Annotated in this window: 24 protein-coding genes; 10 read left to right on the top strand and 14 right to left on the bottom strand. The window is 31.8% G+C overall.

Annotated features, from left to right (window positions below; all coding sequences use genetic code 11):
* The first annotated feature begins 30 nt into the window (after nucleotides 1-30).
* Entirely contained in the window at nucleotides 31-1056 is a 1026-nt protein-coding gene (locus HXZ74_RS12005) for a M28 family peptidase (protein ID WP_286475610.1), read from the top strand.
* 50 nt (nucleotides 1057-1106) lie between these two features.
* Here HXZ74_RS12005 and HXZ74_RS12010 read toward each other — a convergent pair whose 3' ends face one another.
* From HXZ74_RS12010 to HXZ74_RS12025, 4 genes are read right to left on the bottom strand one after another with little or no spacing between them, the layout of a single operon-like run.
* Nucleotides 1107-1868 (bottom strand): ABC transporter permease, encoded by a 762-nt coding sequence (locus HXZ74_RS12010; RefSeq protein WP_286475611.1) that lies wholly within the window; start codon nucleotides 1866-1868, stop codon nucleotides 1107-1109.
* Nucleotides 1861-2523: an ABC transporter ATP-binding protein gene (locus HXZ74_RS12015; RefSeq protein ID WP_286475612.1), complete on the bottom strand. Its 663-nt coding sequence runs from the start codon at nucleotides 2521-2523 to the stop codon at nucleotides 1861-1863. Before HXZ74_RS12015 ends, HXZ74_RS12010 begins: the two co-directional genes overlap by 8 nt.
* Nucleotides 2520-2750: an ATP-binding cassette domain-containing protein gene (locus tag HXZ74_RS12020; RefSeq protein WP_286475613.1), complete on the bottom strand. Its 231-nt coding sequence runs from the start codon at nucleotides 2748-2750 to the stop codon at nucleotides 2520-2522. The genes HXZ74_RS12015 and HXZ74_RS12020 overlap by 4 nt, the downstream gene beginning before the upstream one ends.
* Nucleotides 2750-4054: an erythromycin esterase family protein gene (locus HXZ74_RS12025; RefSeq protein WP_286475615.1), complete on the bottom strand. Its 1305-nt coding sequence runs from the start codon at nucleotides 4052-4054 to the stop codon at nucleotides 2750-2752. Before HXZ74_RS12025 ends, HXZ74_RS12020 begins: the two co-directional genes overlap by 1 nt.
* A gap of 185 nt (nucleotides 4055-4239) precedes the next feature.
* Here HXZ74_RS12025 and HXZ74_RS12030 point away from each other — a divergent pair, with 185 nt between their 5' ends.
* The 3 genes from HXZ74_RS12030 to HXZ74_RS12040 all read left to right on the top strand — a co-directional run bounded on the left by HXZ74_RS12030 (nucleotide 4240) and on the right by HXZ74_RS12040 (nucleotide 6960).
* Entirely contained in the window at nucleotides 4240-5730 is a 1491-nt protein-coding gene (locus HXZ74_RS12030) for an aminoacyl-histidine dipeptidase (RefSeq protein ID WP_286475617.1), read from the top strand.
* Nucleotides 5731-5826: 96 nt separating this feature from the next.
* Nucleotides 5827-6621, top strand: a complete 795-nt coding sequence (locus tag HXZ74_RS12035) for a cobalamin-binding protein (RefSeq protein ID WP_115000013.1) — start codon at nucleotides 5827-5829, stop codon at nucleotides 6619-6621.
* A gap of 30 nt (nucleotides 6622-6651) precedes the next feature.
* The gene (locus HXZ74_RS12040; protein ID WP_115000011.1) at nucleotides 6652-6960 is read left to right on the top strand and encodes a hypothetical protein; all 309 of its coding nucleotides are present in this window, start codon (nucleotides 6652-6654) and stop codon (nucleotides 6958-6960) included.
* Between the two features lie 28 nt (nucleotides 6961-6988).
* Here the strand turns inward: HXZ74_RS12040 and murB are convergent, their stop codons facing one another.
* Together murB and HXZ74_RS12050 are read right to left on the bottom strand one after the other, a co-directional pair.
* A complete protein-coding gene (gene murB, locus HXZ74_RS12045) occupies nucleotides 6989-8008 on the bottom strand; it encodes a UDP-N-acetylmuramate dehydrogenase (RefSeq protein ID WP_115000010.1) in 1020 nt (339 codons plus the stop codon).
* A 13-nt stretch (nucleotides 8009-8021) separates the two neighbouring features.
* Nucleotides 8022-9224 (bottom strand): pyridoxal phosphate-dependent aminotransferase, encoded by a 1203-nt coding sequence (locus tag HXZ74_RS12050; RefSeq protein WP_115000008.1) that lies wholly within the window; start codon nucleotides 9222-9224, stop codon nucleotides 8022-8024.
* A 100-nt stretch (nucleotides 9225-9324) separates the two neighbouring features.
* On the opposite strand from HXZ74_RS12050, the gene HXZ74_RS12055 reads away from it, so the two are divergent.
* From HXZ74_RS12055 to HXZ74_RS12065, 3 genes are all read left to right on the top strand, one after another.
* Nucleotides 9325-9684, top strand: a complete 360-nt coding sequence (locus HXZ74_RS12055) for a YtxH domain-containing protein (protein ID WP_038336332.1) — start codon at nucleotides 9325-9327, stop codon at nucleotides 9682-9684.
* A gap of 63 nt (nucleotides 9685-9747) precedes the next feature.
* On the top strand, nucleotides 9748-10101 hold the full coding sequence (locus HXZ74_RS12060) for a phage holin family protein (RefSeq protein ID WP_038336331.1): 354 nt from the start codon (nucleotides 9748-9750) through the stop codon (nucleotides 10099-10101).
* Nucleotides 10091-10417: a hypothetical protein gene (locus HXZ74_RS12065; protein ID WP_038336330.1), complete on the top strand. Its 327-nt coding sequence runs from the start codon at nucleotides 10091-10093 to the stop codon at nucleotides 10415-10417. The genes HXZ74_RS12060 and HXZ74_RS12065 overlap by 11 nt, the downstream gene beginning before the upstream one ends.
* Nucleotides 10418-10484: 67 nt before the next feature.
* Here the strand turns inward: HXZ74_RS12065 and HXZ74_RS12070 are convergent, their stop codons facing one another.
* From HXZ74_RS12070 to HXZ74_RS12100, 7 genes are all read right to left on the bottom strand, one after another.
* On the bottom strand, nucleotides 10485-12182 hold the full coding sequence (locus tag HXZ74_RS12070) for an AMP-binding protein (RefSeq protein WP_180906377.1): 1698 nt from the start codon (nucleotides 12180-12182) through the stop codon (nucleotides 10485-10487).
* Nucleotides 12183-12298: 116 nt separating this feature from the next.
* Nucleotides 12299-14236 carry a DEAD/DEAH box helicase gene (locus HXZ74_RS12075; RefSeq protein WP_260392429.1) on the bottom strand — a complete coding sequence of 646 codons (1938 nt, stop codon included), beginning with the start codon at nucleotides 14234-14236 and terminating at the stop codon, nucleotides 12299-12301.
* Nucleotides 14237-14452: 216 nt separating this feature from the next.
* On the bottom strand, nucleotides 14453-15868 hold the full coding sequence (locus HXZ74_RS12080; RefSeq protein WP_114999998.1) for an L-serine ammonia-lyase: 1416 nt from the start codon (nucleotides 15866-15868) through the stop codon (nucleotides 14453-14455).
* Between the two features lie 208 nt (nucleotides 15869-16076).
* Nucleotides 16077-16559 (bottom strand): hypothetical protein, encoded by a 483-nt coding sequence (locus HXZ74_RS12085; protein WP_038336323.1) that lies wholly within the window; start codon nucleotides 16557-16559, stop codon nucleotides 16077-16079.
* 9 nt (nucleotides 16560-16568) lie between these two features.
* Nucleotides 16569-17270 carry an NUDIX hydrolase gene (locus tag HXZ74_RS12090; protein WP_125350221.1) on the bottom strand — a complete coding sequence of 234 codons (702 nt, stop codon included), beginning with the start codon at nucleotides 17268-17270 and terminating at the stop codon, nucleotides 16569-16571.
* Nucleotides 17271-17303: 33 nt separating this feature from the next.
* Nucleotides 17304-17774: an Lrp/AsnC family transcriptional regulator gene (locus HXZ74_RS12095; protein ID WP_038336320.1), complete on the bottom strand. Its 471-nt coding sequence runs from the start codon at nucleotides 17772-17774 to the stop codon at nucleotides 17304-17306.
* A 212-nt stretch (nucleotides 17775-17986) separates the two neighbouring features.
* The gene (locus tag HXZ74_RS12100) at nucleotides 17987-22582 is read right to left on the bottom strand and encodes a translocation/assembly module TamB domain-containing protein (protein ID WP_286475619.1); all 4596 of its coding nucleotides are present in this window, start codon (nucleotides 22580-22582) and stop codon (nucleotides 17987-17989) included.
* A gap of 63 nt (nucleotides 22583-22645) precedes the next feature.
* On the opposite strand from HXZ74_RS12100, the gene tsaD reads away from it, so the two are divergent.
* The 3 genes from tsaD (at nucleotide 22646) to HXZ74_RS12115 (ending at nucleotide 24824) form a co-directional block, all read left to right on the top strand.
* On the top strand, nucleotides 22646-23665 hold the full coding sequence (gene tsaD, locus HXZ74_RS12105) for a tRNA (adenosine(37)-N6)-threonylcarbamoyltransferase complex transferase subunit TsaD (protein ID WP_280045759.1): 1020 nt from the start codon (nucleotides 22646-22648) through the stop codon (nucleotides 23663-23665).
* Entirely contained in the window at nucleotides 23665-24372 is a 708-nt protein-coding gene (locus HXZ74_RS12110; RefSeq protein ID WP_286475621.1) for an RsmE family RNA methyltransferase, read from the top strand. The genes tsaD and HXZ74_RS12110 overlap by 1 nt, the downstream gene beginning before the upstream one ends.
* A 98-nt stretch (nucleotides 24373-24470) precedes the next feature.
* Nucleotides 24471-24824, top strand: a complete 354-nt coding sequence (locus HXZ74_RS12115; RefSeq protein ID WP_286475623.1) for a hypothetical protein — start codon at nucleotides 24471-24473, stop codon at nucleotides 24822-24824.
* Nucleotides 24825-24873: 49 nt separating this feature from the next.
* On the opposite strand, the gene HXZ74_RS12120 is transcribed toward HXZ74_RS12115, so the two are convergent.
* A complete protein-coding gene (locus tag HXZ74_RS12120) occupies nucleotides 24874-25599 on the bottom strand; it encodes a hypothetical protein (protein ID WP_286475625.1) in 726 nt (241 codons plus the stop codon).
* Between the last annotated feature and the right edge of the window lie 75 nt (nucleotides 25600-25674).

Raw genomic sequence — 25674 nt, forward strand, 5'->3', positions numbered from 1 at the left:
TTAATTTTAAATTTAATTCAAAAAATTAACATGAAACAATTTTTATTTGCAATTGCTTTAGCTGCTACTTTAGTAAGTTGTGATTCTACAAAACCAATTTCTCAGGAGAAATATCAAAAGAGTCTTGTAAAATATACAGATAAAATTTCTGAAGCGGAATTAAAAAAACAGCTTTATATTATTGCTGCGCCTGATATGGAAGGTAGAAATGCTGGTACGGAAGGAGAAATAAAAGCGGGGAATTACATTTCAAATTATTACAAGGAATTAGGAATTAATGGTCCAAATAATAATTATTTCCAAATTATTCCTGCTGCTACTTTTAGTCGAGTAAAAGGTCAAATGAGAAATGTAATGGGATTCATCAAAGGTTCAGAAAAACCAGAAGAAATTGTAGTTATTTCTGCTCATTATGATCATGACGGAATCAAAGATGGAAAATTGTATCCTGGTGCTGATGATGATGGTTCTGGAACTGTTGCAGTAATGGAAATTGGTCGTATTTTCCGCGAAGCTGAGAAGAAAGGAATCCGTCCAAAACGTTCGGTTTTATTATTACATGTTTCTGGTGAAGAAAAAGGTTTATTAGGTTCTAAATATTATTCGGAGCATCCAATTTTTCCTTTAGCAAATACAATTGCAAATGTTAATATTGATATGATTGGGCGCGTAGATTATGAGCACAACGAAAAAACAAGAGATTTTGTGTATGTTATTGGATCTGAAATGTTGTCTTCTGACTTGCACAAAGCTGTTTTAGATGCAAACAATGGATTGGGAATTAATTTGGATATGCGTTATAACACGCCAGATGATCCAAATCGTTTTTATTATCGTTCGGATCACTACAACTTTGCAAAACATAATATTCCATCAGTTTTCTTCTTTAATGGAGTGCACGATGATTACCACAAACCAGGAGATACGCCAGATAAAATTGAATATGATTTATTGACGCGTCGTACAAAATTAGCTTTTAATACAATTTGGATTTTAGCAAATGCCGAAAATAGACCAGTTGTAGACAAAGAATCTCCAATGCCTTCGACAAGATAGTTATTGAGAATATAAAGTAAAAATCCCTTCAATTGAAGGGATTTTTTGCTTTATAGATTTTTCTTTCTGACGAAGATAAAATAATTCAACCCTAAAAATACAATAATATAAATAAGATTAACATAATCTAATCGTTCTAATGAAACAATTTGATTCATTAAATTATTTAGAGATTTAGGAGAACTTGAATATGGAATATACTCTGCTGCTTTCTTGCTACTTATAACACCACAAAAAACTGTCATAAAAAGTGAAAATCCTATTGGATAAATAAAGCTTCTAAAAAATAAACTTAATGCAAACTGTACCATACTTACAGCTAAGCTGCCAATCCAAAGTTTTAAAAATGTATAAAAAGCAATTTCTCTAAAATCAAAATTCTGAAAACCATAATTTGGCGCAATAAATTGCAACAAATATCCACTCAACAAAAAAAGTACATAAGCCAAAATCACCGAAAAACTTACTATAAGCAAGATATATAAAGCTTTTGCCAAATAAATTCTAGTATGTGAAATAGGTAATGTAAACAGCAACTTATAATTATTGTTTTTATACTCGACATCGCAACAAGAATGCACAAAAACAGCAATCAGAATTGGAAATAACAAATAAAAAAACTGGAAAACATATCGTCCTAATAGAATATACCAAGGATTACTTTCAAAAGGTTCTATTGGCGCCTCATATATCAAATAAAAAAACACCATAATTACAACTAAAACGGGTATAAATAAAACACCAAAAATTTCTTTATTTTTTGATAATTTATATTGTTCGGAAGCAAATGCTTTATAGAATGTATTAGTCATTTTTGGGTTGAATTAGGTTAATAAAAATTTGTTCTAAATTCGCTGTTTCAGACTGAATATCATATATTTCAATATTATTCAGAATTAGTGAAGTAATTTTTTGATGAAAATCTTTATCGTGTTCAATTTCTAAGTGAATGATATTATTTTCAGCCCTAACATTTTCTATAATTGTAGTCGCCTTCTCTGAATCGCTCACTTTTATCGCAACTTTACGAATAACATTTCCAAGTAATTCTTCTTTTTCGCCTTCGAAAATCATTTTTCCTCCTTCTATAATTCCGATATGTGTTGCAACTCGTTCCAATTCGCTCAAAATATGACTTGACAAGAAAATCGTTTTTCCTTCTTTATTCAATCTCAAAAATAATTCGCGCATTTCGTAAATTCCTTGTGCATCCAAACCATTTAGAGGTTCGTCCAAAATCAAAATCTCAGGATCATGAAAAATTGCAATCGCAATTCCTAATCGTTGTTTCATTCCCATCGATAAATCTGAGGTTTTATAATGTGCTGCATACAACAAATCAACCAATTCCAACACTTCACTTATTCGCTCCTCTCCTTTTTTATAAATTACATCCAAATATTTCAGGTTTTCATAAACCGTTAACTTTGTGTAATAACAAGGTGCTTCAATAAGACTTCCTGTCAATGCATAAATTTGATCGCATCTTGTTTGATGCTCAAATCATTCAAGAAAATATTATCATCTTTAGAATTCAATAAACCTAAAAGCAATTTTATCGTTGTCGATTTTCCTGCTCCATTTCGTCCCAAATAACCATAAATACTTCCTTTCGGAACATTAAGATTAACTTGATTTAATATTTGTTTTGATCCGAAACTAAAATTCAAATCTTTTATCTCTATACTTTTCATTATTTGTCTTCATTTAGTGGTGTTGGTACTTGATTCACATCGATGTAAAAAATTCCATCTACAAAATCACTCCATTTCGCTTTCACATTCATCCCTTGATCCAGCACAGAAAAATATTCTGTTTTGAGAATAGATTGACTCGAAATTTGACGAAAATCTAAAAAGAAATAAGGTTGATTGAGTTGATGAAACACATTTTCTATCGCGTACTTATTAGGCGTATTTGTAATTTGTTTCAATGGATTGTAAACTCCATACGAAGTAAACCCAATTGCATAGGATTGATTTTTGTATTTCTCTTTAATGTACTGCCCTAATGGTTTGAAATCGTTTGTATGATATTTTTTATAAGCATGCACATTTGCAGACCACACAATCACTTTCTGATTTGGATAAAGAGAATCTAATTGGTAAATTAAATTATTGGCCATCAAAGAATCGCGGAATTGCATACTTTTCATTGTTCCAGATTTATATTTCAAATTTTTCTGAATATCATTTTTAATATCATTCAGATATCTTGCATAAATGGTTGTTTCAGCAGTTCTTGGGAGTTTAGAAATTCGATATTTAATAGAATCTAATTCTTTAAGAAGTTGATTAATTTCATTTTTACTATAAGTTGCTTCAATATATTTTTTATGTCTAAAAATTGTAAGATTATCAATATTTTTATTAAAAAAAGGATAATCATATAAGGATATATTTTGATTAGCTAAAAACTCTCTAAGTAATTTTATTCTTCTTAAATAACCTTTATTTAAAATTTCAGTTAGTAAATCACCAGAGTATTGAATATCAAAACCTCCTAACGTAATTGGATTTTTTGTTTTCTTCGATTGTAAATAGTAAGCGTTTAATGAACGTGTTTCCTTATTCTCCCACCAAAAATTAAACATACCCAAACCAGCAATAGAGTCTTTTCCAATACCTAAAGTACCTTTTTCCATTTCCTCATTTGTTACCCACATATCATATTGTCCAGCTTCGTACAACACAACATTATAGTCTAAGTTTTCGTGAAAATATTTTATCAAACGAGCTTTTGCCTTAAAAGTTTGCCCATCTTGATGAACACTTTCTCCAAGAAAAACAATACGATTATCTTTCAAAACTGTTTTAAGAAATTCTAAATCCTGAGTGTTTTTTTCGCTCATCTCAATAGAATTTATTGGATGTTTATATTGATTTGTTTCAGCAATTATCTTTTCCGTGTCATCATTGAGAGTTATCTTGAAAACAAAAACATTCAACAATACTGCACTGAGTAAAGTCAAAATTGTAAATAGTGTTAATTTCTTCATGAATGATTAGTGTTATCTAAAAATAGTATTTTTCGTATTACATCACGTTTTTATTTCACATTTATAATAATATGATTCATAAAAGACTAAAAAGGTTGGTTGAGTATCAAAAAAATTTAAAACTTCTTTAATAAAACTATATTGTCGCAATTCCGTAACTTTGAGGAACAATAAAAAAACAAACAATGAATAACGATATTCTTAATTTGGAACCAAAAGCAATCTGGAAAAACTTTTCAGCATTGAACTCAGTTCCAAGACCTTCTAAAAAAGAAGAAAAAGTTCGTCAGTTTATCATCAAATTTGGTGAAGACTTAGGTTTACCTGTCGAAACAGACGAAGTAGGAAATGTTTTGATCAAAAAAGCTGCGTATCCAGGAATGGAAGACCGTAAAAAAGTGGTGATGCAATCGCATTTGGATATGGTTTGTCAAAAAAATAATGATGTTACATTCGATTTTGAGACACAAGGAATTGAAATGTTGATTGAAGATGGAAAATTTGTTACGGCAAATGGAACAACTTTAGGTGCAGATAACGGAATTGGCGTTGCAACAATTATGTCAATTTTAGAATCGAAAGATATTCCTCATCCAGCTATTGAAGCTTTCTTTACAATTGACGAAGAAACTGGAATGACTGGTGCTTTAGGTTTGAAAGCAGGATTTTTATCTGGAAAAATTTTGTTGAATTTAGATACAGAAGAAGATGACGAATTAGACATTGGTTGCGCTGGTGGTGTTGATGTTACGGCTACAAAAACTTACACGGCAGAAGCTACTAACGGAACTGCTTTTACCTTAACATTAAAAGGTTTGAATGGTGGACACTCTGGAATGCAAATTCACGAAGGTCTAGGAAATTCTAACAAATTGATTGCTCGTTTATTAAATGCTGCAACTGAATTTGGCTTACAAATCGCGCATATGGAAGGTGGAAGTTTACGCAACGCTATTCCTCGCGAATCTTGGGCTAACATTGTAATTCCTTCTGACAAAGTAGATGCTTTCAAAACGTCTTACGAAACTTTACGCGCAGAAATTATTGAAGAATACGAAACGAAAGAACCTAAAATGGTAATTACATTAGAACCAACTGATGCTACTGATGCAATGTCAGCACAAGATTCTAAAGTTTTTGTTCAAACAATTATGGCAGCTTTCAATGGTGTTTACAGAATGAGTCCAGATGTTGAAGGTTTAGTAGAAACGTCTAATAATGTAGCTCGCGTAGAAGTTATTGACGGAAACGCTCGTATTTTATGTTTAACACGTTCTTCTATAGAATCAGGTAAAGAAGCATTAGCGCAAACATTAAGAGCTGGATTCGAATTAGGTGGTTTTGAGGTTAAATTCTCAGGATCTTACCCTGGTTGGAAAGCAAATACTCATTCAGAAATTTTAGAATTGATGAAAGGTATTTATGTTTCAAAATTCGGAGAAGAACCAAAAGTTGTAGCATGTCACGCTGGTCTAGAATGTGGAATTATTGGAACAAATTATCCTGGTTTGGATATGATTTCTTTCGGTCCAAATATCTCTGGCGCTCACTCTCCTGACGAAAAAGTAGAAATTGCTTCAGTTCAAAAATTCTGGGATTATTTATTAGATATTTTAAAAGATATTCCAAACGATGGTCCAGTTGATTACAGCTGTGCAAATTCAAAAAATATATAATTTAAGCTGAAAACTTAATCTAAAGACCACTTTTGCAAGTGGTCTTTTTTTTTACATATTTTAATCTTAATTTTAGTTATTATTAATCATAATTAAATGTCATCAAATCGATATCCTCAACGCATTGTTTGCTTAACCGAAGAAGGAACCGAAATTCTGTATAATATTAACGAACAACATCGTTTAGTAGGAATTAGTGGATTTACATATCGTCCGCCACAAGCACGAAAAGAAAAACCTAAAGTTTCGACTTTTTTAGATGCAAAATTTGAAGATATTATCAATTTGAAGCCAGATTTGGTTGTAGGATATTCGGATTTACAAGCTGATATTGCAGCAGAATTAATTAGAAGAGGAATTAATGTTTTTATTTTTAATCATCGAACAGTTCACGAAATTTTAAATATGATTTTGCAATTTACTTCATTGATTGGTTGCCAAGAAAAAGGATTAAAATTGATCAAATCTTACGAAAAGAAACTTGAAGAAGTAAAACAACAAGCTGCTCTCCTTCCCTATCATCCAACTGTTTTTTTTGAAGAATGGGACGAACCAATTATTTCGGGAAGTGCTTGGGTAAATGATTTGATAGAAATTGCTGGTGGAAAATTAGCTTTTCCAGAACTCAAAAATAAAGCTTTGGCAAAAGATAGAATTTTGTTAGACGAACAAGTAATTGAACGAAATCCAGAAATTATTATCGGTTCTTGGTGTGGTAAAATATTCAAACCCAAAAAGGTAAAACAACGAATTGGCTTCGAAAATGTAAAAGCAGTTCAACAAAATCATCTGTACGAAATAAAATCTGAACTGATTTTACAACCTGGTCCTGCTGCTTTAACCGATGGTTTGGATAAAATTGTGGAGATTATAAAAAGTTATACGTTTTAGGTAGTAAATTTTAAGTAGAAAAAATAAATTATGGATGCAGATTTTTTAATTTTATATAGTAATATAATAATATTACTACACTTTATATTTGATATTCTTCTATTAATTAGCGCATTTATTGCAAACAGAAAAAAAATAATTTTTAGTAATTATCTAATTTTCATTACCATTTCTATTTTACTATTATCAATAATAAGATTAGCTATAAAAAACTATCTTAGCGTTTCAATTTATGAGCTAAATATAGTTACAACTATTCTCGAAAAACTTTTATACATAGCATTCGGAGTTATCTTAATTCTTGGAGTTTATAAATTAAAAATCAATAAAGAAGAATAAAAAAATCCCGCTTTCAGCGGGATTTAAATTATTGTATAATATTGACTTCTCGAACCAATGTTACGCCATATTTGGTTTTCACATCTTCTATAATTCGTTCAGATAAATCATATATTTCACGTCCAGTTGCATTGCCATAATTCACCAAAACCAAAGCTTGTTTATCGTGAACTCCCGCATCTCCAAAACGTTTTCCTTTCCAACCTGCATGTTCTATCAACCAACCTGCGGCTAATTTCACTCCTGAATCAGTTTTGTAATGAGAAATTTCTGGGTGAAGTTTTTCAATTTCAGCAAATTCTTCATTCGAAATGACAGGGTTTTTAAAGAAACTCCCCGAATTCCCAATCTGCGAAGGATCTGGTAATTTACTTTGACGAATTTTGATTACAGCTGCACTAATTTCTTGAATCGTTGGATCAAAAATTTGCTCCTTTTCCAATTCAGATTTTATTGCACCATATTCAACATGAAGTTTATGACTTTTCTTCGTCAACTTAAATGTAACCGCTACCAAAACATATTGTCCTCTCAATTCGTTTTTGAAAACAGATTCGCGGTAACCAAAATGACATTCTTCATTTGTAAAAGTACGCTCATCACCCGTTTCCAAAACTAATGTTTGAACTTCTTCTATATAATCCTTGACCTCAACGCCATAGGCACCAATATTTTGCATCGGCGCAGTACCAACATTTCCAGGAATCAACGAAAGATTTTCTAATCCTCCGAAATCATTTTGCAACGTCCATTCAACAAAATTGTGCCAATTCTCGCTCCCTTGCGCTTTTACGTACACAAAATCATCATCTTCGTTGATAATTTCGATTCCTTTCAAATTTAATTTTAACACAATTCCTGGAAAATCGTCTACAAAAAGCATATTACTTCCTCCACCAATAAATAAGATCGGTAAATCTTTTTGACGACGAAAAACCAAAACTTTTCGCAAATCTTGAATAGTCGCAACATCTGCAAAATATTTTGCCTTTGCCTCTATTCCGAATGTGTTATATAATTTTAATGAATAATTTTCGATGATTTCCATCTTCGTATTTTTCTTATGATCTAATTGTTCCTGGATATTGTTCTAAAGCTTCTTTCAAGATTTCGACAGAACGAACCAAATCTTCTTCTTTCAAAACATAAGCCAAACGAACTTCTTGAATTCCTGAATTTGGAGTTGAATAAAATCCTGCTCCTGGCGCCAACATTACTGTTTCTCCGTTTGACGAGAAAGATTCTAATAACCAAATAGCAAATTTCTCTGCGCTATCAACTGGTAACTGAATCATACAATAGAAAGCTCCTTTTGGATTTGGACAAACCACACCCGGAATTTGCTGTAAACCTGTAACTAATGTATTGCGACGTTTTAAATATTCTGTACGACAATCTTCGAAATAAGTTCCAACATTTCTGTGGGCTAAAGTTGCAATGTATTGAGAAATTTCAACAGGACTTAAACGCGCTTGTGCATATAACATTGCAGCTTTTAAGAATTTCTCGTTACGTGTAATCAAAGCTCCAGAACGTGCACCACATAAAGAAAAACGTTTCGATTCTGAATCAATTACAATTGCATTATCTTTCAGTTCTGGGAAACTTAAAACAGATGTAAATTCTTCTTCAGTATATAAATATTCTGCATAAACCTCATCCGCAATTAAATAGATACCATGCTCTAAAACTAAATCTTTCAATTGATTTAACTCTTCTTTAGAATACACATATCCAGTTGGATTTCCAGGATTACAAATTAAAATTGCACGTGTTTTATCCGTAATTTTTTTCGCAAATTCTTCTATTGCAGGTAAAGCAAAATTATTTTCTATTGAAGATGGAACAGGAACAATATTTACATCATTTTCACATGTAAATCCATTGTAATTTGCATAAAAAGGTTCTGGAATAATGATTTCGTCACCTGGATTTCCAATAATTCCGAAAATAAATAATAAAGCTTCTGAACCTCCTAAAGTTGCAATAAAATTTTCTGGCGTTAAATCAATTCCACGATTTGTAAAATAATCTGCCAAAGCCTGACGATATTCCAACGTTCCTTCTGAGTGCGTATAAGAAATAATGTTTGAAGGGAAATTTTTCAATCCTTCTAAAACAGCTTTTGGCGACTCAATATCAGGTTGTCCAATATTTAAGTGATAAACTTTCGTACCTCTTTTTTTCGCTGCATCTGCGTATGGCACCAACTTTCTGATTGGAGAAGCTGGCATATTTTGTGATTTTTCAGATAATATTAACATTTATTGTAATTTTTTAAATTTGATTTGAATTCTTTGGTATTGTTTTTGTAATTTTAAAGTGTAAATATAAAAAACGTTTAATCTCAAAAAAAACTTTATTATGAGTAAATTAAATAATGCAACTAAATTATTAGCAGGTTTAGCAATCGGAACAGCAATCGGAGCAGTAGTAGGTTTATTATATGCACCAGAATCAGGGAAAGACACTCGCAAAAAATTAAAAAAAGAAGCTGACAAATACAAAAAAGAGTTAGACAAATACGCGAATGATTTTTCTGATAAAGCTAAAAAAACTAAAAAAGAATTAGAAGCTAAATTAGACGAAGTAAAATCAAAATTAGCTGAGCAAAAAGACGAGTTTGTTTCTAAAGCAAAAGAAGCTGGAAAAGATTTAAAATCTAAAGCAAACCAAACAAAAGAAGATTTAAAAGACGAGTTTCAAGAAAACGTAGGAGTTTAATTTCTTCGAAACACAACATTCCTTAAAATTTATAATTAACTTTGTCTGAAATAAATCAATTTTATGTTTAATGAACTAAAAGTTTATATTAATAATAGAATAACTTTAGCTAAATATGATCTCGTAGATTCGCTGAGCAACATGCTGGCGAGCGGTATTTATGTATTAATTATTGCCGTATTTTCTTTGTTTCTATTATTATTAGGAAGTTTAGCATTAGGATTTATTTTGGGAGGTTATTTTAATGATACAGGATTAGGTTTTCTTGCTGTAACTGGAATTTATTTCTTGATGATGGTACTTTCTATTTTATTTAGAAAGAAATTAAAACTTTTCTTGACAAATATTGCCGTAGAAAACGCTATGGAAGCTATGTCTAACCACGATGATGATGACGAAGACGACGATGAAGAATAAAGAACAAATATCTGCGATAAAAAATTTAGACGATTTGCGAATGGCAAAGCGTAAACTAAAATTGCAAATGAAAGTTGCCGAAAATAAGCATGATAATTCATTTGTAAACAAAGCAGTAAGTCTTGTAACAAATTTAAAATCTGATACAAGTTTCACTTCTTCTAAAGTTGAAAGTGCATTAAATTGGGCTGGAGATAAAGCTTCAAAAAAATATCCAATGAAAGGGATTACAAAAATTGTAATTTCTGGATTGATTATGATAGCGGTTCCAATCATTACGAGTAAAATTCAGGAATACATTGAAGAAAAATTATAAAATTATTTGATAATACAAAAACCACTTCGTTTGAAGTGGTTTTTTTGTGTGTTAATTTTAAGCTCGACTAATATTTTTCGTGAAAATATTCGTTTGGTATAATCGTTTTATTCTTTTTATCTACAGCTTCTTGGTTTCGCAATTCTACTCGACGTATTTTTCCTGAAATTGTTTTTGGCAAACTCTCCACAAACTGCACAATACGCGGAATTTTATAACGTGCCAAATGCTCTTCTGTATATCTAAAAATATCTTTCGCTAATTCTTCCGACGCATCATGTCCAGGCGCTAAAATAACAAAAGCTTTTACAGCATTACTGCGTAAATCGTGCGGACTTGCCACAACAGCAGCTTCCATAATGGCATCATGTTCCAACAAAGCGCTTTCTACTTCGAATGGTCCTACACGAAAATCAGACGCTTTTATCACATCATCATCACGTCCAACAAACCAAACATAACCATCTTCGTCCTTATAAGCTTTGTCTCCAGTATAATATAATCCATGCTTGAAAACTTTCGCCATTTTATCTTTCTGAATCAAATAAGTTTTGAAAATTCCGTTGATGGTTTCTTCATTATGCACAACACAAATATTTCCTTCTTCGCAATCTTGCACAATATTTCCATCATCATCTGCAATCACAATATCATACAAAAATGCAGGTTTACCCATCGATCCGTATTTAATCTTCTCATTTGGCAAATTCGCTATCATCGCAGTAGACTCTGATTGTCCGTAACCATCACGAATCGTAATTCCTGTACCTTCTTTCCAGACATCAATAATTTCGGGATTAAGAGGTTCACCAGCTGCAACACATTGACGAAGTTTGAAATCATAACTTTTCAAATCTTCTAAAATTAATACACGCAAAGCTGTTGGTGGCGCACAAAAAGTTGTTACACCCAAATCTTGAATGGTTTGTAATTGTTCTTTCGGAACAAATTTATCTGCATGATACCCCAAAATTGTCGCACCCATATTCCACGGAGCAAAGAAACTACTCCAAAAGAATTTCGCCCAACCTGGTTGAGAAATATTGTAATGCAAATCGCCTTTTTTCATTCCAACCCAAGAAGAAGTCGTGAAACCTCCAAGCGGATAAGTATAATGCGTGTGCACCACTACTTTCGGCATTCCTGTCGTTCCTGAGGTAAAGAAGTAGAATAAATCGTCATCAGGTTTTGTATCAGCAGCCTCAGCTTGCGTAGATTCTTTCCATAACTCATTGATATTTGTCCAACCTTCTCGTTCGCCTTCTGTGATTAATTTTACCTTAATCTTTTTATCAAATTTTGCTTCTGCTTCATCTATTTTTGATGCATTTGCTTGATCTGCTAAAGCAACTTCTGGAAAAGAAGATTCGAATCTAAAGGTTAAATCTCTTGCTTCTAAGGTTGTTGCGGCTGGAATAATAATTAATCCACCTTTGATAGATGCCAAATAACCAATCCAAGTAATCGGTAATAATGGAACTTGAGAAAACATTTTGTCTCCTTGTTTAATTCCTTTGTTTCTTAAATAGTTTAAGAATTGATTGTATTTATCAGCTAAATCCTGAAAAGTATAATCTTCTCGTTGATCATTATACTTCCAAATTAAACCTTTTTGTGTTCCTAATTGAGCTACATTGTAAGGTTCGAAAATATCCTTTACCCAATTGAATTTCTCTGGTTTAAAAATTTTAATTTCTTTTAATTGCGCATAATTCTCTTCTTCGATGGATAATCGAATAGAGTTAAACAATTCTTGTACTGTCATTTATTTGTGGTTTTGAATAAATATAGAAAAATTATTTATTCAAACAGAAGTTTTATGAATAAAAAAAGGATGATTTAATAAAATCATCCTTTTTGTTATTATTTGTTGAGAATATATTAATCTCTACCTCTTCTTGAGTTTCCTGTTCTGTTACGGTCTCCACCGCGGTAACCACCACGATCTCCACTTCTTGAATCTCTTGAGTCACGGTCACGATCTCCTCCACGGAATCCACCTCTGTCTCCTCCGCGATCACGATCTCCACCACGATAACCTCCACTTCTTTCGCGGTCATTATCACGACGACTATTGAAACCACGTCCGCGAGAATCTCCTCCTCTATCATTACGACGACGATCTCCTCCACGACGCTCACCATCACCACGTCTTGGTTCTGGTTTAGAGATTTGAACATCTAAATCTACACCATCACGTTGTGCATCTTTGAAAGATTCTAACACTAATGATTCGAATTGTGTATCAACTTCGAAGAAAGAGAAATTACGTAAAATTTCAATTTTTCCGATTTCGATGTTACGGTTACGAGTTTGCTCGTTGATTAAACCAATTAAGTTTGGAACACGTAAGTTGTGTTTTTGACCAATATTGATAAAGAAACGAGAGAAATCACGACCTCCACGGCGGTTAGAAGAACGATCTCCTCTATCACCACGATCTCCTTCAGAAGAAATATCTTTCGTGTTTTTGTAATATTCTAAGAAAGAATTGAACTCAACTGTCATGAAACGTTTTAATAAATCGTCACGATCTAAGTTTGCCAATTTTTCGTTTACAGTTTCCATGTAAGGCTCGATTAATTCTTCATCAACCTCGATGTTTTCGATTTTATCGATTAAAGAAATTAAACGTTTTTCACAGATTTCTGCTCCAGTTGGTACGTTTTTAGGCTCAATTTTAGAAGCAATTAATTTTTCTAAATCTCTAATTTTACGCGCTTCACGTCCTCCTGAGATAATGATAGAAATCCCTTTGTTACCCGCACGTCCTGTACGTCCTGAACGGTGTACATAAACTTCAGGATCATCTGGTAAATTGAAGTTGATTACGTGAGTCAACTCATTTACGTCGATACCACGAGCAGCAACGTCTGTTGCAACAAGGATTTGAATGTTTTGGTTACGGAATTTTTCCATCACGTGATCACGTTGTGATTGTGATAAATCTCCGTGTAATGCGTCTGCATTGTAACCATCTTGCATCAATTTATCTGCTACATCTTTCGCTTCGCGACGAGTTCTACAGAAAACGATACCATAAATATTTGGGTAATAATCGGCCAAACGTTTTAAAGCTAAGTAACGATCAGAAGAACGTACTAAGTAAACGTGGTGCTCGATATTTTTTGATGCAGTATTTACTTTACTTACAGCAATCTCAACTGGATTGTGCATATATTCTGAAGCGATACGACGAACCTCAGAAGGCATTGTAGCTGAGAATAATAAAGTTTGTTTTTCTTCTGGAGTTGTTTCTAAGATAGAATCGATTTCGTCACGGAATCCCATGTTCAACATCTCATCTGCCTCATCTAAAACTGTCCATGTGATGTCATTAATTTTTAATGCGCCACGTTTGATTAAGTCCATTGTACGACCTGGTGTTCCTACAACGATTTGTGGATTATCTTTTAATCCTCTAATTTGTTTAACGATGTCAGCACCACCGTAAACTGCCTGTACACGTACTCCACGCATATCTGCAGAAAAAGATTCTAATTCTTTTGCAATTTGTAAACATAATTCACGAGTAGGACACAAAATAATTGCTTGTACTGATTTTGAATTGCTGTCTAATTGATTTAAAACCGGAAGCCCGAATGCTGCAGTTTTTCCTGTACCTGTTTGCGCCAATGCAATAACATCTTGATCTGATGAAAGGATTTGAGGAATAGCTTTTTCTTGGATTGGAGATGGGTTAACGAAGCCCATTTTCTCAATTGCAGTTAGGATTTCTTCTTGAAGTCCTAATTCTTTGAATGTAATCATGTTAGATACGATACCGAGATAATGAAATTCATTTATATTCCATATCACCGGTTTTATTTTAAATTATTTAACCAACAGATATGAAAGAATAAAATTAAATGGCTGAGCAGCCTAAAAAATCCCTAAATGAATATTCTTTAACATCCGTACCTTAACTCTAAAAGGCTGTGCAAATGTAAGGATTATTTTTGAAATACACAACACACATTCATAATCCTTACAATTAATACACATAATATTATTTTATTGATAATGAATAAATTACTAACAGTCTGCAATATTTACAGCAACTGCCAAACCTCCTTCAGAAGTTTCTTTGTATTTATTATTCATATCTTTTGCAGTTTCCCACATCGTATTTACGACTTTATCTAACGGAACTTTCGCAGTCAACGGATCTGTATCCAATGCTAATTCTGCCGCATTTATCGCTTTAATCGCTCCCATTGTGTTACGTTCGATACAAGGAATTTGAACCAAACCTCCAATCGGGTCGCATGTTAAACCTAAATGATGTTCCATTGCAATTTCGGCAGCCATCGTTACTTGCGCAGGAGTTCCTCCCATTAATTCGCATAATGCCGCTGCAGCCATAGCCGAAGATACACCGATCTCAGCTTGACAACCTCCCATTGCTGCAGAAATAGTTGCTCCTTTCTTAAAGATAGAACCAATAACTCCTGCTGTTGTTAAGAATTGTTCAATCTCTTTTTGACCAGCTTTATGATTTTCGATCACCAAATAATACATCAAAACTGCTGGAATAACTCCTGCACTTCCGTTTGTTGGTGCTGTTACTACTCTACCTAATGAAGCATTTACTTCATTAACAGCAAGAGCAAAACAACTTACCCATTTCAAAATTTGACGAAAATATACTTTGGTTTTTCGGATTGAAGCAATCCATTCTTGCGGATTAGAATAAGGTGTTGCTCCAACCAAATTCTTATGCATATCGTAAGCACGACGTTTCACGTTCAATCCGCCTGGTAAAATACCTTCTGTATGACAACCAATGTACATACACTCTAACATGGTATTCCAAACACGCATTAATTCATGGTGAATTTCATCTTCTGTTCGGATTGTTTTTTCATTCTCGAACATGATTTCTGAAATCGATTTATTCTCTTTCGAACAAAATTCTAATAATTCTGTTGATGTATTAAATAAATATGGAAAAGCACAAGTGACATCTGTATTGGTAGCACTATCATCCTCTTTTGTAATAAATCCTCCTCCTATCGAATAAAACGTAGAAGATAACTCTTCGTTCTCATAGAAAGCTGTAAACATCATTCCATTAGCATGAAAAGATAAAAACTCACGATTAAAAACGATATCAGTTTCAGGATTAAAATCAATTAAAAATTTATTTCCAAAATTTAATTGTTTATTTGTATTGATCGTATTAATAATATTCGAAATATCATCCACAGGAATATATTCAGGATCAGCACCGCTTAGCCCTAACATTACTGCATAATCAGTTGCATGTCCTTTACCCGTAAGCGATAAAGAACCATACAAATCTACACGAACTTTTGTAATTTTATTAAAGATAGATGCAGCATCCAATTCTTTCAGAAAAGCTTCTGCAGCGCGCCAAGGACCTAAAGTATGCGAACTTGAAGGACCAACGCCAATTTTGAGCATATCAAATACTGAAATACAATCCATTTTGTACTTTTAATTTATATTTTTTCCACACAAGACAAATATAGCCGTTAAATTCTCATATTCGCTTTATTTAAGCAGTTTTTTTATCAACTTAAACAATTAATAAGCTTAAAATATTCATATTGAATGATATTAATACAAATAATTCAGCATCAAAAAAAGAGGTTACAGCTAATTGCAACCTCTTTTCTATACTTTATTGAGTTTTTTATTTAAACTTGTGCCAATATGGATAGATAATCGCTAAACCATAACCTATAAACACAAACAATGTAAACATGGTAAAAAGTGTTCCATCTGCCATAAATTCAGGCTGCATTGCTGCTGACACGAATAATGATGTTACAACCATATACACACCAATTCTTTTGTAAGATTTTACTAAAAAGATACCAATTAATGCAATAACTCCTAAAACAAGCGTTGCAATTGGATACCATTTTGGCATTTCTGGCGCATCTTCGTTCATCATTTGGCGGAACAAATAATCATTTGTCACCAATAATTGATAACCACGATAAAGAATACTCAAAATCAAGAAAACCATTATAAAAATCATTGATTTGAAAAGGAATGATGTTTTGTTTCCTTCGTGTTTCAAATCTTTTGTTTTGGTATTATCCGACATTAAAACTTTTGTGTCAAAAATATCGTCACGTTCTTGATTTTGTTCTACTTTTTGATCTGTCATAGCTTTATTTTAAAATAAGAAATCATATCCTTTCAAACTCAATTTTTCGTATTTTTCTTCATCAAAACGATACAATTTAGATACTTTACGATGTTGTTTAGGATCAGTTGTATTACCTGTTTCGATAATTAAATTTGAGTTAAAGATTTTCTTTCTAAAGTTACGTTTATCCAACTCACGATTCAAGGCTTTTTCATACAAACTTTGTAATTGCGCAATTGTAAACTCATCTCCAAGTAAGTTAAATCCTACTGGACGACGCTTCACACGACGTTTTACACGCTCTTTTGCATATTTTACAATCTCATTGTGATCAAAAGCTAAATCCGGAACGCGATCGTAAGGAAACCATTCTCCACCTTGTGTTTTCACTTTTTCCTCTATTTGAGGCGTTAATTTAACCAAAGCATAGTAAGCAACATTTACAACACGTCCTAATGGATTACGAAAAACTTTTGTAAAGGCTTTCAATTGTTCAATATATGTTTGATGCTCATCGTAAGCAATTTTCTCAATTAACAATTCGTGAATTGCTTGATCGTTACTTACCGTTGGCGCAATATATTTTCCTGGCAAAACCAATGCTCCTTTGAAAGGATCGTTTAGTTTTTTGTACACCAATATTTTGAGATCTTCTCCATCAAACCCGAAAAGTACGAGACTTGAACATAGAGCGACCTGAAAATATTTTTCTTTTTCTTCGTCTGTCATTTTGTGGGATGATTAATAAATTGAAATTTATTTTTAATGAAAAATTGAATGCATCAATCTATTTTTATCGTTGAAAGATTCTTCTAACGAAATCATAGATTCTGTTCTCAATACATCATCAATTTGATCAATTTTGTAGATAACATCTTTCGCATCAGAAGTATCTCTTGCACGAATTTTACAGAAAATATTATATTTCCCTGAAACAACGTGAACCACTGTTACGTTAGGAATTTTATATAATTCATCTATCACTTTCTGAGTTTTGTTTGTTTTTGTAAGTAACAATCCTACATACGCAACAAACTGATAACCCATTTTATCATAATCTGTAATTAGTGTAGTTCCTTTGATGATTCCAGCCTCCTCTAATTTCTTAACACGTACGTGAATAGTACCAGCAGAAACATTCATTTTCTTTGCAATTTCTGTAAATGGCATTCTTGTATTGTCAATCAAATACATCAAAATTTTCTTATCAACATCATCAATTATGTAATTCATTTTCCTAATTTTTGATTATTATTATTATTTTAATAAAAAATCGAATTAATTTTTAGCAAAATTATAAATAAAACAAACAAACTTCAAAATATTTTTTAATGATTTATTTAATATTTTACTTTTGTTATAATAATAGTTCAAAAAAGAAAGAACTAATCACTTTTGTTTGTTTGCGCGAGTTTATTGTCTAACCACAATAAACTCATTTTTTTTTATTTAATTTTGACTAAACCACGGCGCTTTTGCTCCACCTTAGGTTGAGTAGTTTTTTGATACGTAACTTTGACCGTATCTTTTGTAGTTTGACGAGTAGAATCTATTCTTCTTTCCTCACTTTTAAACTGTTTCGGAAGTACAATCGAATCAAATCTTTCTTGTGGTTGCTCTTCTTTTTTAGCTTTAGTTTTCTTTTTACTTTCATCTAAACCTAAGAAACCTCTAAACGTATCGAAACTTTTGTTGTATTGTATTCCGACTCCGAAACTTTGATTCAAGTTGTTTTCCATTCCAGGTAATAAACCGAAAGTTGTAGGTTTTGTAAATGCTTTTAAGACCAAAGATCCATTATTTAATTTTGAAATATCGTAGGAAATATCAAAATTACCATCGAAATTCTCTTGTACATTTCTATTATTTGTAACCGCAATTCCATACGAACCACGCAAACTTAAACGATTATTAACGCGATATGAAACCGAAGTTCTAATTTTATCATTTGTCTCCGATTGTGCACTACCACCAACGTACTCCATTTGTATATCTACATTATTCGCAATAGATGATAACATGCCCGCAATTGTCGATAAACCAATATCAGCAGCTGTACTCGTTACACCAGACTGAACAGCCGATGCGTCACCAAATTTACCTGTCAATAAGATATAACTAAACTGAAGCATCTGTTCTTCTGTATTTGAACGGAATTTTGATTGTAACTGCGAATTGATATCTGAACCTGCATTAGGAATTGTTAATCCAAAATCGATAATAGGTTTCTTCAACGTTTCGGAAATATTAATTGATAGGAGAGCATCATAAATTTGCGAATATCCTACACCTAAATAGTCTCCAACATTTGATACCGAACGCTGATATTCTGCCGTAATATTAAGCGTTGCATCGAGCGGATTTCCTGCAAATTGTACCGAAGATCCTTTTTTGATTTTAAAATCTTTCGGAATCAACGGAAATTGTCTAAACTCATATGTACCACTTTCTATATTATATACACCTGTAATACTCAATCCAGCTTTATTCATTAAGAATCTAAGATTTTCTGCTGTACCACGTGCTGTCGCTTTATCGTTTGTAGCTGCATCAAAAATCAAATTCACCATTGCATTTGGATACGCATTAATGTTGACATCTATCGACATTCCTTTTGGCGCATGCGGTTCATTATTTTTAGATTTTTCGTCCAGATGTTGGTTAGGAACAAAACGAACCAAGTTATTTTCTGACTCAATTGTTGTACTTCCTGTATTAATTGTCAATTCAGAATTCCCTACAACAGTCGCATCACCAGCAATTTCCAACTCCTCTACCGCACCAAACATAGAGACATTTCCTTTGGCAAATACTTTTCCATAAAATAGTTCATTGTCTTTTATAGATGTATTCATCACCAATAAATTTTGCGTATCGAAATCTAAGTTGAGACCCCATTTAGACAGGTTGCGGAAAAGAATTGCTCCGTCAACCTTTCCTTTTGTATTGTAAGCAGTGTCTTTAAATGCAATATCATTCAAAATAATACTTCCTTGTCCTGCACCTTGTTTCGAAACAAATAGGTCGTTTTCTCCTTCAAATAAATAATCTGTTCCTAAGAAATTAACTTTTAATCCAAGGTCTTTTGCAACCATATTCCCACTAAGATTTGGCAAGTCAACAGGTCCTGTAATTTTTAAATCACCAGATAAAGTTCCACGCATATTAGAAAAAACAGATTTTAAAAATCCTTCTAAGAAATCGATGTGAAACTCATCAAAATTGGCATCTACATCAACCTCAGGTCCAGTTGGTTTATTGATAATATTACCATAAGCAACCAACGATTGAATTTGCTCTTTCTGTAAACTTGTTTCAAAATTAAATTGTTTATCCGCTACATTATAACCTCCTTGCAACGTCAAATTACCAAGCTCAAAATCATTTAAACCTAACTTATCAATTTTAGCTTCAAGTGTTGGTTCAAGTTTTTCTTTTGTACGAATAATATCTACTTTACCATTTGCTATACCGACAATTTTTAGATTATTCAATAATGTTTTAGGTATAATTTTTTCTAAATGCAAATCTTTAAAATCAGCATTAAATTTATAATCTGTATTATTATTAAATAAACCACTCACCTTCAGATATTGTTCTTCCGATTCTAATGATAAATCTTCAACTTTCAATGATTTATTGATTCGATTAAAAATTACACGATTCGAATTTGCATCATTCAAATGATTAATTGTCCATTGTGTCGAATCAATTTGTATTGTTGAAGGAGAAAATCCAAAAATCAAATCATTATTATTCTGAACTGTATGAAAAAGATTCAGATTAAATAAAATTGGATTTTTTCGACCAATATTAAAATCTGTTTTCACAATCATTGTATCATTCTTCGGAATCGAATTTACATTAATCGCATTAATCGTTACACCACTTACTTTCAAACTATCAATCTTCGCATTCAACGTTGGCAACTCAGCAATTGTATTTAGATTAACATTAGATTGGAACAATTGAATTCCGGCATATTTGATTCCAGGCGTTTCAAGCGTCGCTTCCAACTGATTTTTCGTTCCATCTATATAACCTTTGATATGCGTATCTGGCTCAATCGAAATCGATGAATCGATATATTGTAATAAATTTTCTTGCACATAAACATCAAACGAAAAAGCCTGATTTGGCGAAACTTTTTTATGACGGAAAGATGGAACTAAATCTACAAGCGAATTATTGATGACATTGGCAACTTCTGTAATATTATAGCGACCATCTACTGTAGCGCGCATATAATTAGGAACATCCAAAGTCATGATTTTATGCGAACCATCTATTTGAGAATTCAACATGACATGTGACAATTCTAACGTATCTTTTTTCGAACGGAAGTAAAGATTTTTGATATCAATATTTCCTCTGAAATCATTAATATTTGTCAACTTAAAATTCCCTTCTACATCACCGCGTACAATTGCATTTAGATTTTTTGTAACGCCAAGCAAATCTAAATTAATTTGACGAATATTCGAAGTAAAATCAAAATCATAAGGTTTTCCACTAAAGTTAATTTTACCTTTCAATTGCGCATTTAGATTTGGATCTTTGATATCGAACAAGCCATTGAATTGATAATTTTTGACCAAACCGTCAACCGTAATATTTTGGTAACGTTTGCCCATCAAATCCATATAACGAAGTGTACCATCCAGATTTAAATTGATATTTTTCAAATCTGTTCCTCGTCCATCAAATCTAAATTTTCCGCTTACAAAACCCAAATCTTTTGCATTTGTCAATTGACGAAGATTTAAGTTTTTCGCATCTAAAGTTCCTTTATAAATTAAAGCTTTTACATTTTTATAATTCTTGATTTGCGCTTTAATATCTGCATCTCCAAGTCCAGAAACGGCGTAACCATTTGCATGAATTTCATTTGGATTTAATGAAATATCTCCACGATAATTTAAGTTTCCAAAACGTGTCAACATATTTGGAATTTTCTTCGAAACAAAGGTTGGAAGTAATTTTGTTATTTTTTGATATGATGTATTAATTTTTACATTTCTTGTCGAAAAATTTAACAGAGAACCATGCAAAACATCTTGCAATTGTAAGCGAGAAGCGCCAACATAATTGTCTTCACCTTTCAATTCGAAATCAGAAAAAGTCAAATTATTCAGTGTTCCATTTACTTTTCCATATAAATCTACTGACGAATTTTTATCAAATAAAGGAGTAAAATAACGAATTTCCTTAAAGTTAATTTTAGAACCTCGATCAAAGAAAACATCCCAACGAACTTTATTTTCAAAGTCACTCATATCCGAAGGCTCGTCATAACTCAACAATAAATTTCCATTCAAAACAGATGTATCCGTTCTCAAATTCAAATTGCCAACTCGAATTTCTTTTTTCGAATAATGAACTTTTCCTGTAAAGTTTTGTACGTTATACGTTTCTTTATTTTTTGTCGCAACAAAGCAGAAGTTTTCTAAATCAGCCGTAATATCAGAATCAACTAATCGAAACTTCTTAACCGTCATGTTCAACTGTTTTGAATCCAACCAGATATTCCCAGAATTTTGATTAACAATTGAAACTTTACCATCTTCCAAAATAAAATCTCCATCCAATTTGAAAATCTTTTTCGGATCTTTTGGTTTATCAGAACTAAAACCGTTCACAAATTTGATAAAATTCGAAATTGAATCGCCTTTGTACGTAATCACACGAACTTCGGGTTCAATCAATTTTACCTCACTCAAATCAATATGATCTTTTTTGATTCCTGGTAGAAGTGTCCAAAGATTAATTGTCGTTTCCAAGGTTTTCGACTTCATAAAATCATATTTATGATCGTCTTTTATCTTAACGCCATGGAAATATATTCGTCCAAAAAAATCAATATCCACTGAATCCACATACATTTGTGTATTCAACGATTTATTTAATTTTTCTAAGGCAAAGTGAGCTATTTTTGTCTGTACCGCAGGGATTTGTATTGCGATTGCTACTGTTAAAACAAGAGTTAAAACGAGTATAATCAACGACAATAAAAATCTTCCTATTCGTCTGACTATTTTCAATGGTTTAAATTTACGATATTTGCAGGGTAAAAATAAGTTATAAATTTTATTCTACAAGGAATTATGAGCGATAAAAACTACATTTTAGCCATAGAATCTTCTTGTGATGATACAGGCGCAGCAATTATTGACGGAAATAAAATTATTTCTAATGTTGTGGCAAGCCAAAAAATTCACGAAATATATGGTGGCGTAGTACCAGAATTAGCTTCGAGAGCACATCAACAAAATATTGTTCCCGTCGTAGATCAAGCCCTAAAACAGGCAAATATTAACAAAGAAGAACTTAAAGCAATTGCGTATACGCGTGGTCCAGGATTGATGGGATCGCTTTTGGTTGGCGGAAGTTTTGCGAAATCTTTCAGTCAATCATTGGATATTCCGTTAATTGAAGTTAATCACATGCAAGCACATATTTTGGCAAATTTTATTGAAGATGCCAATGACGAAAAACCAACTTTTCCATTTTTATGTTTGACGGTTTCTGGTGGACATACTCAAATCGTAAAAATCAATAATTATTTTGAGATGGAAATTTTAGGAGAAACGATTGATGATGCAGCTGGTGAAGCGTTTGATAAAGCGGGTAAAATTTTAAATTTACCTTATCCTGCAGGTCCAATTATCGACAAAAAATCTAAGATTGGAGATCCTACAAAATTCAAATTTGCAAAACCAAAAATTGAAGGTTTAAACTTTAGTTTTAGCGGTTTCAAAACGTCAATTTTATATTTTATTCAGAAAGAAGTTAAAGCGAATCCAAATTTTATCGAAGAAAATATTGACGATTTGTGCGCTTCTATTCAACATTCTATTGTTAATATTTTGATGGAAAAAGTAAAAAAAGCTTCGGACGAAACTGGAATTAAACAAATTGCGATTGCAGGAGGAGTTTCGGCAAATTCTGAAATCCGTCAACGATTAAAAGATGGAGAAACAGAATTTGGTTGGAAAACTTTTATTCCAAAATTTGCATACACAACAGATAATGCGGCGATGATTGCAATGGTTGGAAGTTTAAAATTTGATCAAGAGTTATTTACAGAAAACACAGCGAAATCTGTGGCTAAATACCATATTTAATGAAATTATTTTTTGGAGAAATTCATCAAGAAACGGCTATTCTGAACGAAGAAGAAAGTCATCATTTCGCGAAAGTTTTACGCGGAAATGAAGGCGATTTGGTGCATGTAACAGATGGAAAAGGAAATTTGGCTGAAGTTGAAATTACATCAATTTCTAAAAAAGCAGTTGAAGGAAAAGTAATTGATTTAAAAACAAATTTCGAGCAGAAAAATTACTATTTACATGTTGCAATTGCACCAACAAAAACGATGGAACGTTTGGAATTTTTCTTGGAAAAAGCAACCGAAATTAGTATTGATGAAATTACATTTTTGCAAACTTTTCATTCGGAACGAAAAAATATTAAGATTGAACGAATCGCAAAAATTGTTCAGTCTGCAACAAAACAATCGTTGAAAGCGTATTTGCCAAAAGTAAATGATTTGACAAAATTCAATGAGTTTATCAAGCAGAATTTTGAAGGTTTCACGAAATGTATTGCGCATTGCGAAGCAGATATTGAACGCACACCTTTACGAACAGTTTTGGAAAATAATCCGCAGAAAATTTTAATTATGATTGGTCCTGAAGGTGATTTTTCGCGAGATGAAATTTTCGCTGCAGAAGATCATAATTTTACAGGAATTAGTCTTGGACATCAACGTTTTCGTACAGAAACTGCCGCTTTACAAGCTGTTTTTGCCGTTGATTGGGGATTAAAATAAATCGAGTAAAACTATTACTTCATAAAAAAACCGATTCTGTAGAATCGGTTTTTTTCTTTTTATCTGAAAATAAATATCTTTATCAAAATTAAAAACTCATGAAAAAATTAGCACTTATTTTGGGATTATTCATCGGAAGTTTTTCGTTTGCTCAAACTGTAAATGATGTTCCGATTAAAGATATTAATGTTGATTATGTACAGATTATTGGAACTGGACGAGGTTTGAGTACAAAAATGAATATTCGCTTGGATTTTGGACAAGAAACTAAATCAATTTCCTTTAAAAATGGTTTGAAAATAAAAGATGAACGTGGAATTGCAGTGAAATTTAATTCAATGATTGATGCGTTAAATTTTATGTCTGCAAATGGATATGAATTTCAATTTGCCTACACATCGAAAGAAAATGATGACGATGCGCTTTATTATATTTTAAAGAGAAAAAAATAAACAAATCCTCAAATTATGTTGAGGATTTGTGTTATGTATCAATAACAATCTAATATAGTCTACAGTAATTATTTTCAATAGTTAAATTATTTTTAATAAGCCAAATCTCTAAATCATTTTCAAATTCTATAAAATAATGTAGAAGGTTAAGATCTTTACTTTTTGTCCATTCAAAGTCGAAGTTATAAATTATATCAAATAATTCAGGTTTAACTTTCCGAAGTTTAAAAAGAAAATTTTTACATTTTTTTTCATCTTGTTTAACGACATTATTCATTAAAGAATAAACGTTACCAATAAAATTATGTATAAAATCAATTTGACAATTATTATGTGACAAATTTTCTAATTGTATCAATAAATTGTCATTGAAATTAATTCTTTCTTGTACAAATTTTTTACTACAAAATCCCATTTTATTATAATAAGGAAACATTTTTCTATGTGATGCTAAATTGTAAATAAATGAAGCTAGATCACTTTTATACCTTAATAATTCAAAACTATTTTTACCTGTTTTAGAATTAATAAAATCATCATACTTAGTTAATCCAAGATAATCTAAATAAATATGTAAAAGTTCATGAGTAAAAGATTCTAAATCTATCTCTAAAGTTGGAGTAACAATTTCTGCATAATTTCCTTCTGTTTTACTTGCCCAAGAATACTCAGAAGAATTATAAATTAATTTAATATTATAAATGCTATTAACTTTATCCCAAACTTCTTGATTTTGATAATTTATATAATTTTCAAAGTGCAAATTGTTACACATGTTTATTTTATATTACTCTTAATCACCAAATATACAAAAACAACAAAGTTCTAAATCAAAAAAATCCCCAACTAA

Origin of the sequence: Empedobacter sp. R750, assembly GCF_030324345.1 — a bacterium.
Lineage (GTDB): Bacteria > Bacteroidota > Bacteroidia > Flavobacteriales > Weeksellaceae > Empedobacter > Empedobacter falsenii_C.

Excerpts from the sequence above, each read along its gene's own strand:
- HXZ74_RS12050 (WP_115000008.1), bottom strand. The coding sequence starts at position 9,224 with ATGTTAATATTATCTGAAAAATCACAAAATATGCCAGCTTCTCCAATC.
- HXZ74_RS12095 (WP_038336320.1), bottom strand. The coding sequence starts at position 17,774 with ATGAATTACATAATTGATGATGTTGATAAGAAAATTTTGATGTATTTG.
- HXZ74_RS12065 (WP_038336330.1), top strand. The coding sequence starts at position 10,091 with ATGAAGAATAAAGAACAAATATCTGCGATAAAAAATTTAGACGATTTG.
- HXZ74_RS12085 (WP_038336323.1), bottom strand. The coding sequence starts at position 16,559 with ATGACAGATCAAAAAGTAGAACAAAATCAAGAACGTGACGATATTTTT.
- HXZ74_RS12030 (WP_286475617.1), top strand. The coding sequence starts at position 4,240 with ATGAATAACGATATTCTTAATTTGGAACCAAAAGCAATCTGGAAAAAC.
- HXZ74_RS12055 (WP_038336332.1), top strand. The coding sequence starts at position 9,325 with ATGAGTAAATTAAATAATGCAACTAAATTATTAGCAGGTTTAGCAATC.
- HXZ74_RS12025 (WP_286475615.1), bottom strand. The coding sequence starts at position 4,054 with ATGAAGAAATTAACACTATTTACAATTTTGACTTTACTCAGTGCAGTA.
- HXZ74_RS12040 (WP_115000011.1), top strand. The coding sequence starts at position 6,652 with ATGGATGCAGATTTTTTAATTTTATATAGTAATATAATAATATTACTA.
- HXZ74_RS12120 (WP_286475625.1), bottom strand. The coding sequence starts at position 25,599 with ATGTGTAACAATTTGCACTTTGAAAATTATATAAATTATCAAAATCAA.
- HXZ74_RS12020 (WP_286475613.1), bottom strand. The coding sequence starts at position 2,750 with ATGAAAAGTATAGAGATAAAAGATTTGAATTTTAGTTTCGGATCAAAA.
- HXZ74_RS12090 (WP_125350221.1), bottom strand. The coding sequence starts at position 17,270 with ATGACAGACGAAGAAAAAGAAAAATATTTTCAGGTCGCTCTATGTTCA.
- HXZ74_RS12060 (WP_038336331.1), top strand. The coding sequence starts at position 9,748 with ATGTTTAATGAACTAAAAGTTTATATTAATAATAGAATAACTTTAGCT.
- HXZ74_RS12080 (WP_114999998.1), bottom strand. The coding sequence starts at position 15,868 with ATGGATTGTATTTCAGTATTTGATATGCTCAAAATTGGCGTTGGTCCT.
- HXZ74_RS12070 (WP_180906377.1), bottom strand. The coding sequence starts at position 12,182 with ATGACAGTACAAGAATTGTTTAACTCTATTCGATTATCCATCGAAGAA.
- murB (WP_115000010.1), bottom strand. The coding sequence starts at position 8,008 with ATGGAAATCATCGAAAATTATTCATTAAAATTATATAACACATTCGGA.
- HXZ74_RS12035 (WP_115000013.1), top strand. The coding sequence starts at position 5,827 with ATGTCATCAAATCGATATCCTCAACGCATTGTTTGCTTAACCGAAGAA.
- tsaD (WP_280045759.1), top strand. The coding sequence starts at position 22,646 with ATGAGCGATAAAAACTACATTTTAGCCATAGAATCTTCTTGTGATGAT.
- HXZ74_RS12005 (WP_286475610.1), top strand. The coding sequence starts at position 31 with ATGAAACAATTTTTATTTGCAATTGCTTTAGCTGCTACTTTAGTAAGT.
- HXZ74_RS12010 (WP_286475611.1), bottom strand. The coding sequence starts at position 1,868 with ATGACTAATACATTCTATAAAGCATTTGCTTCCGAACAATATAAATTA.
- HXZ74_RS12110 (WP_286475621.1), top strand. The coding sequence starts at position 23,665 with ATGAAATTATTTTTTGGAGAAATTCATCAAGAAACGGCTATTCTGAAC.
- HXZ74_RS12115 (WP_286475623.1), top strand. The coding sequence starts at position 24,471 with ATGAAAAAATTAGCACTTATTTTGGGATTATTCATCGGAAGTTTTTCG.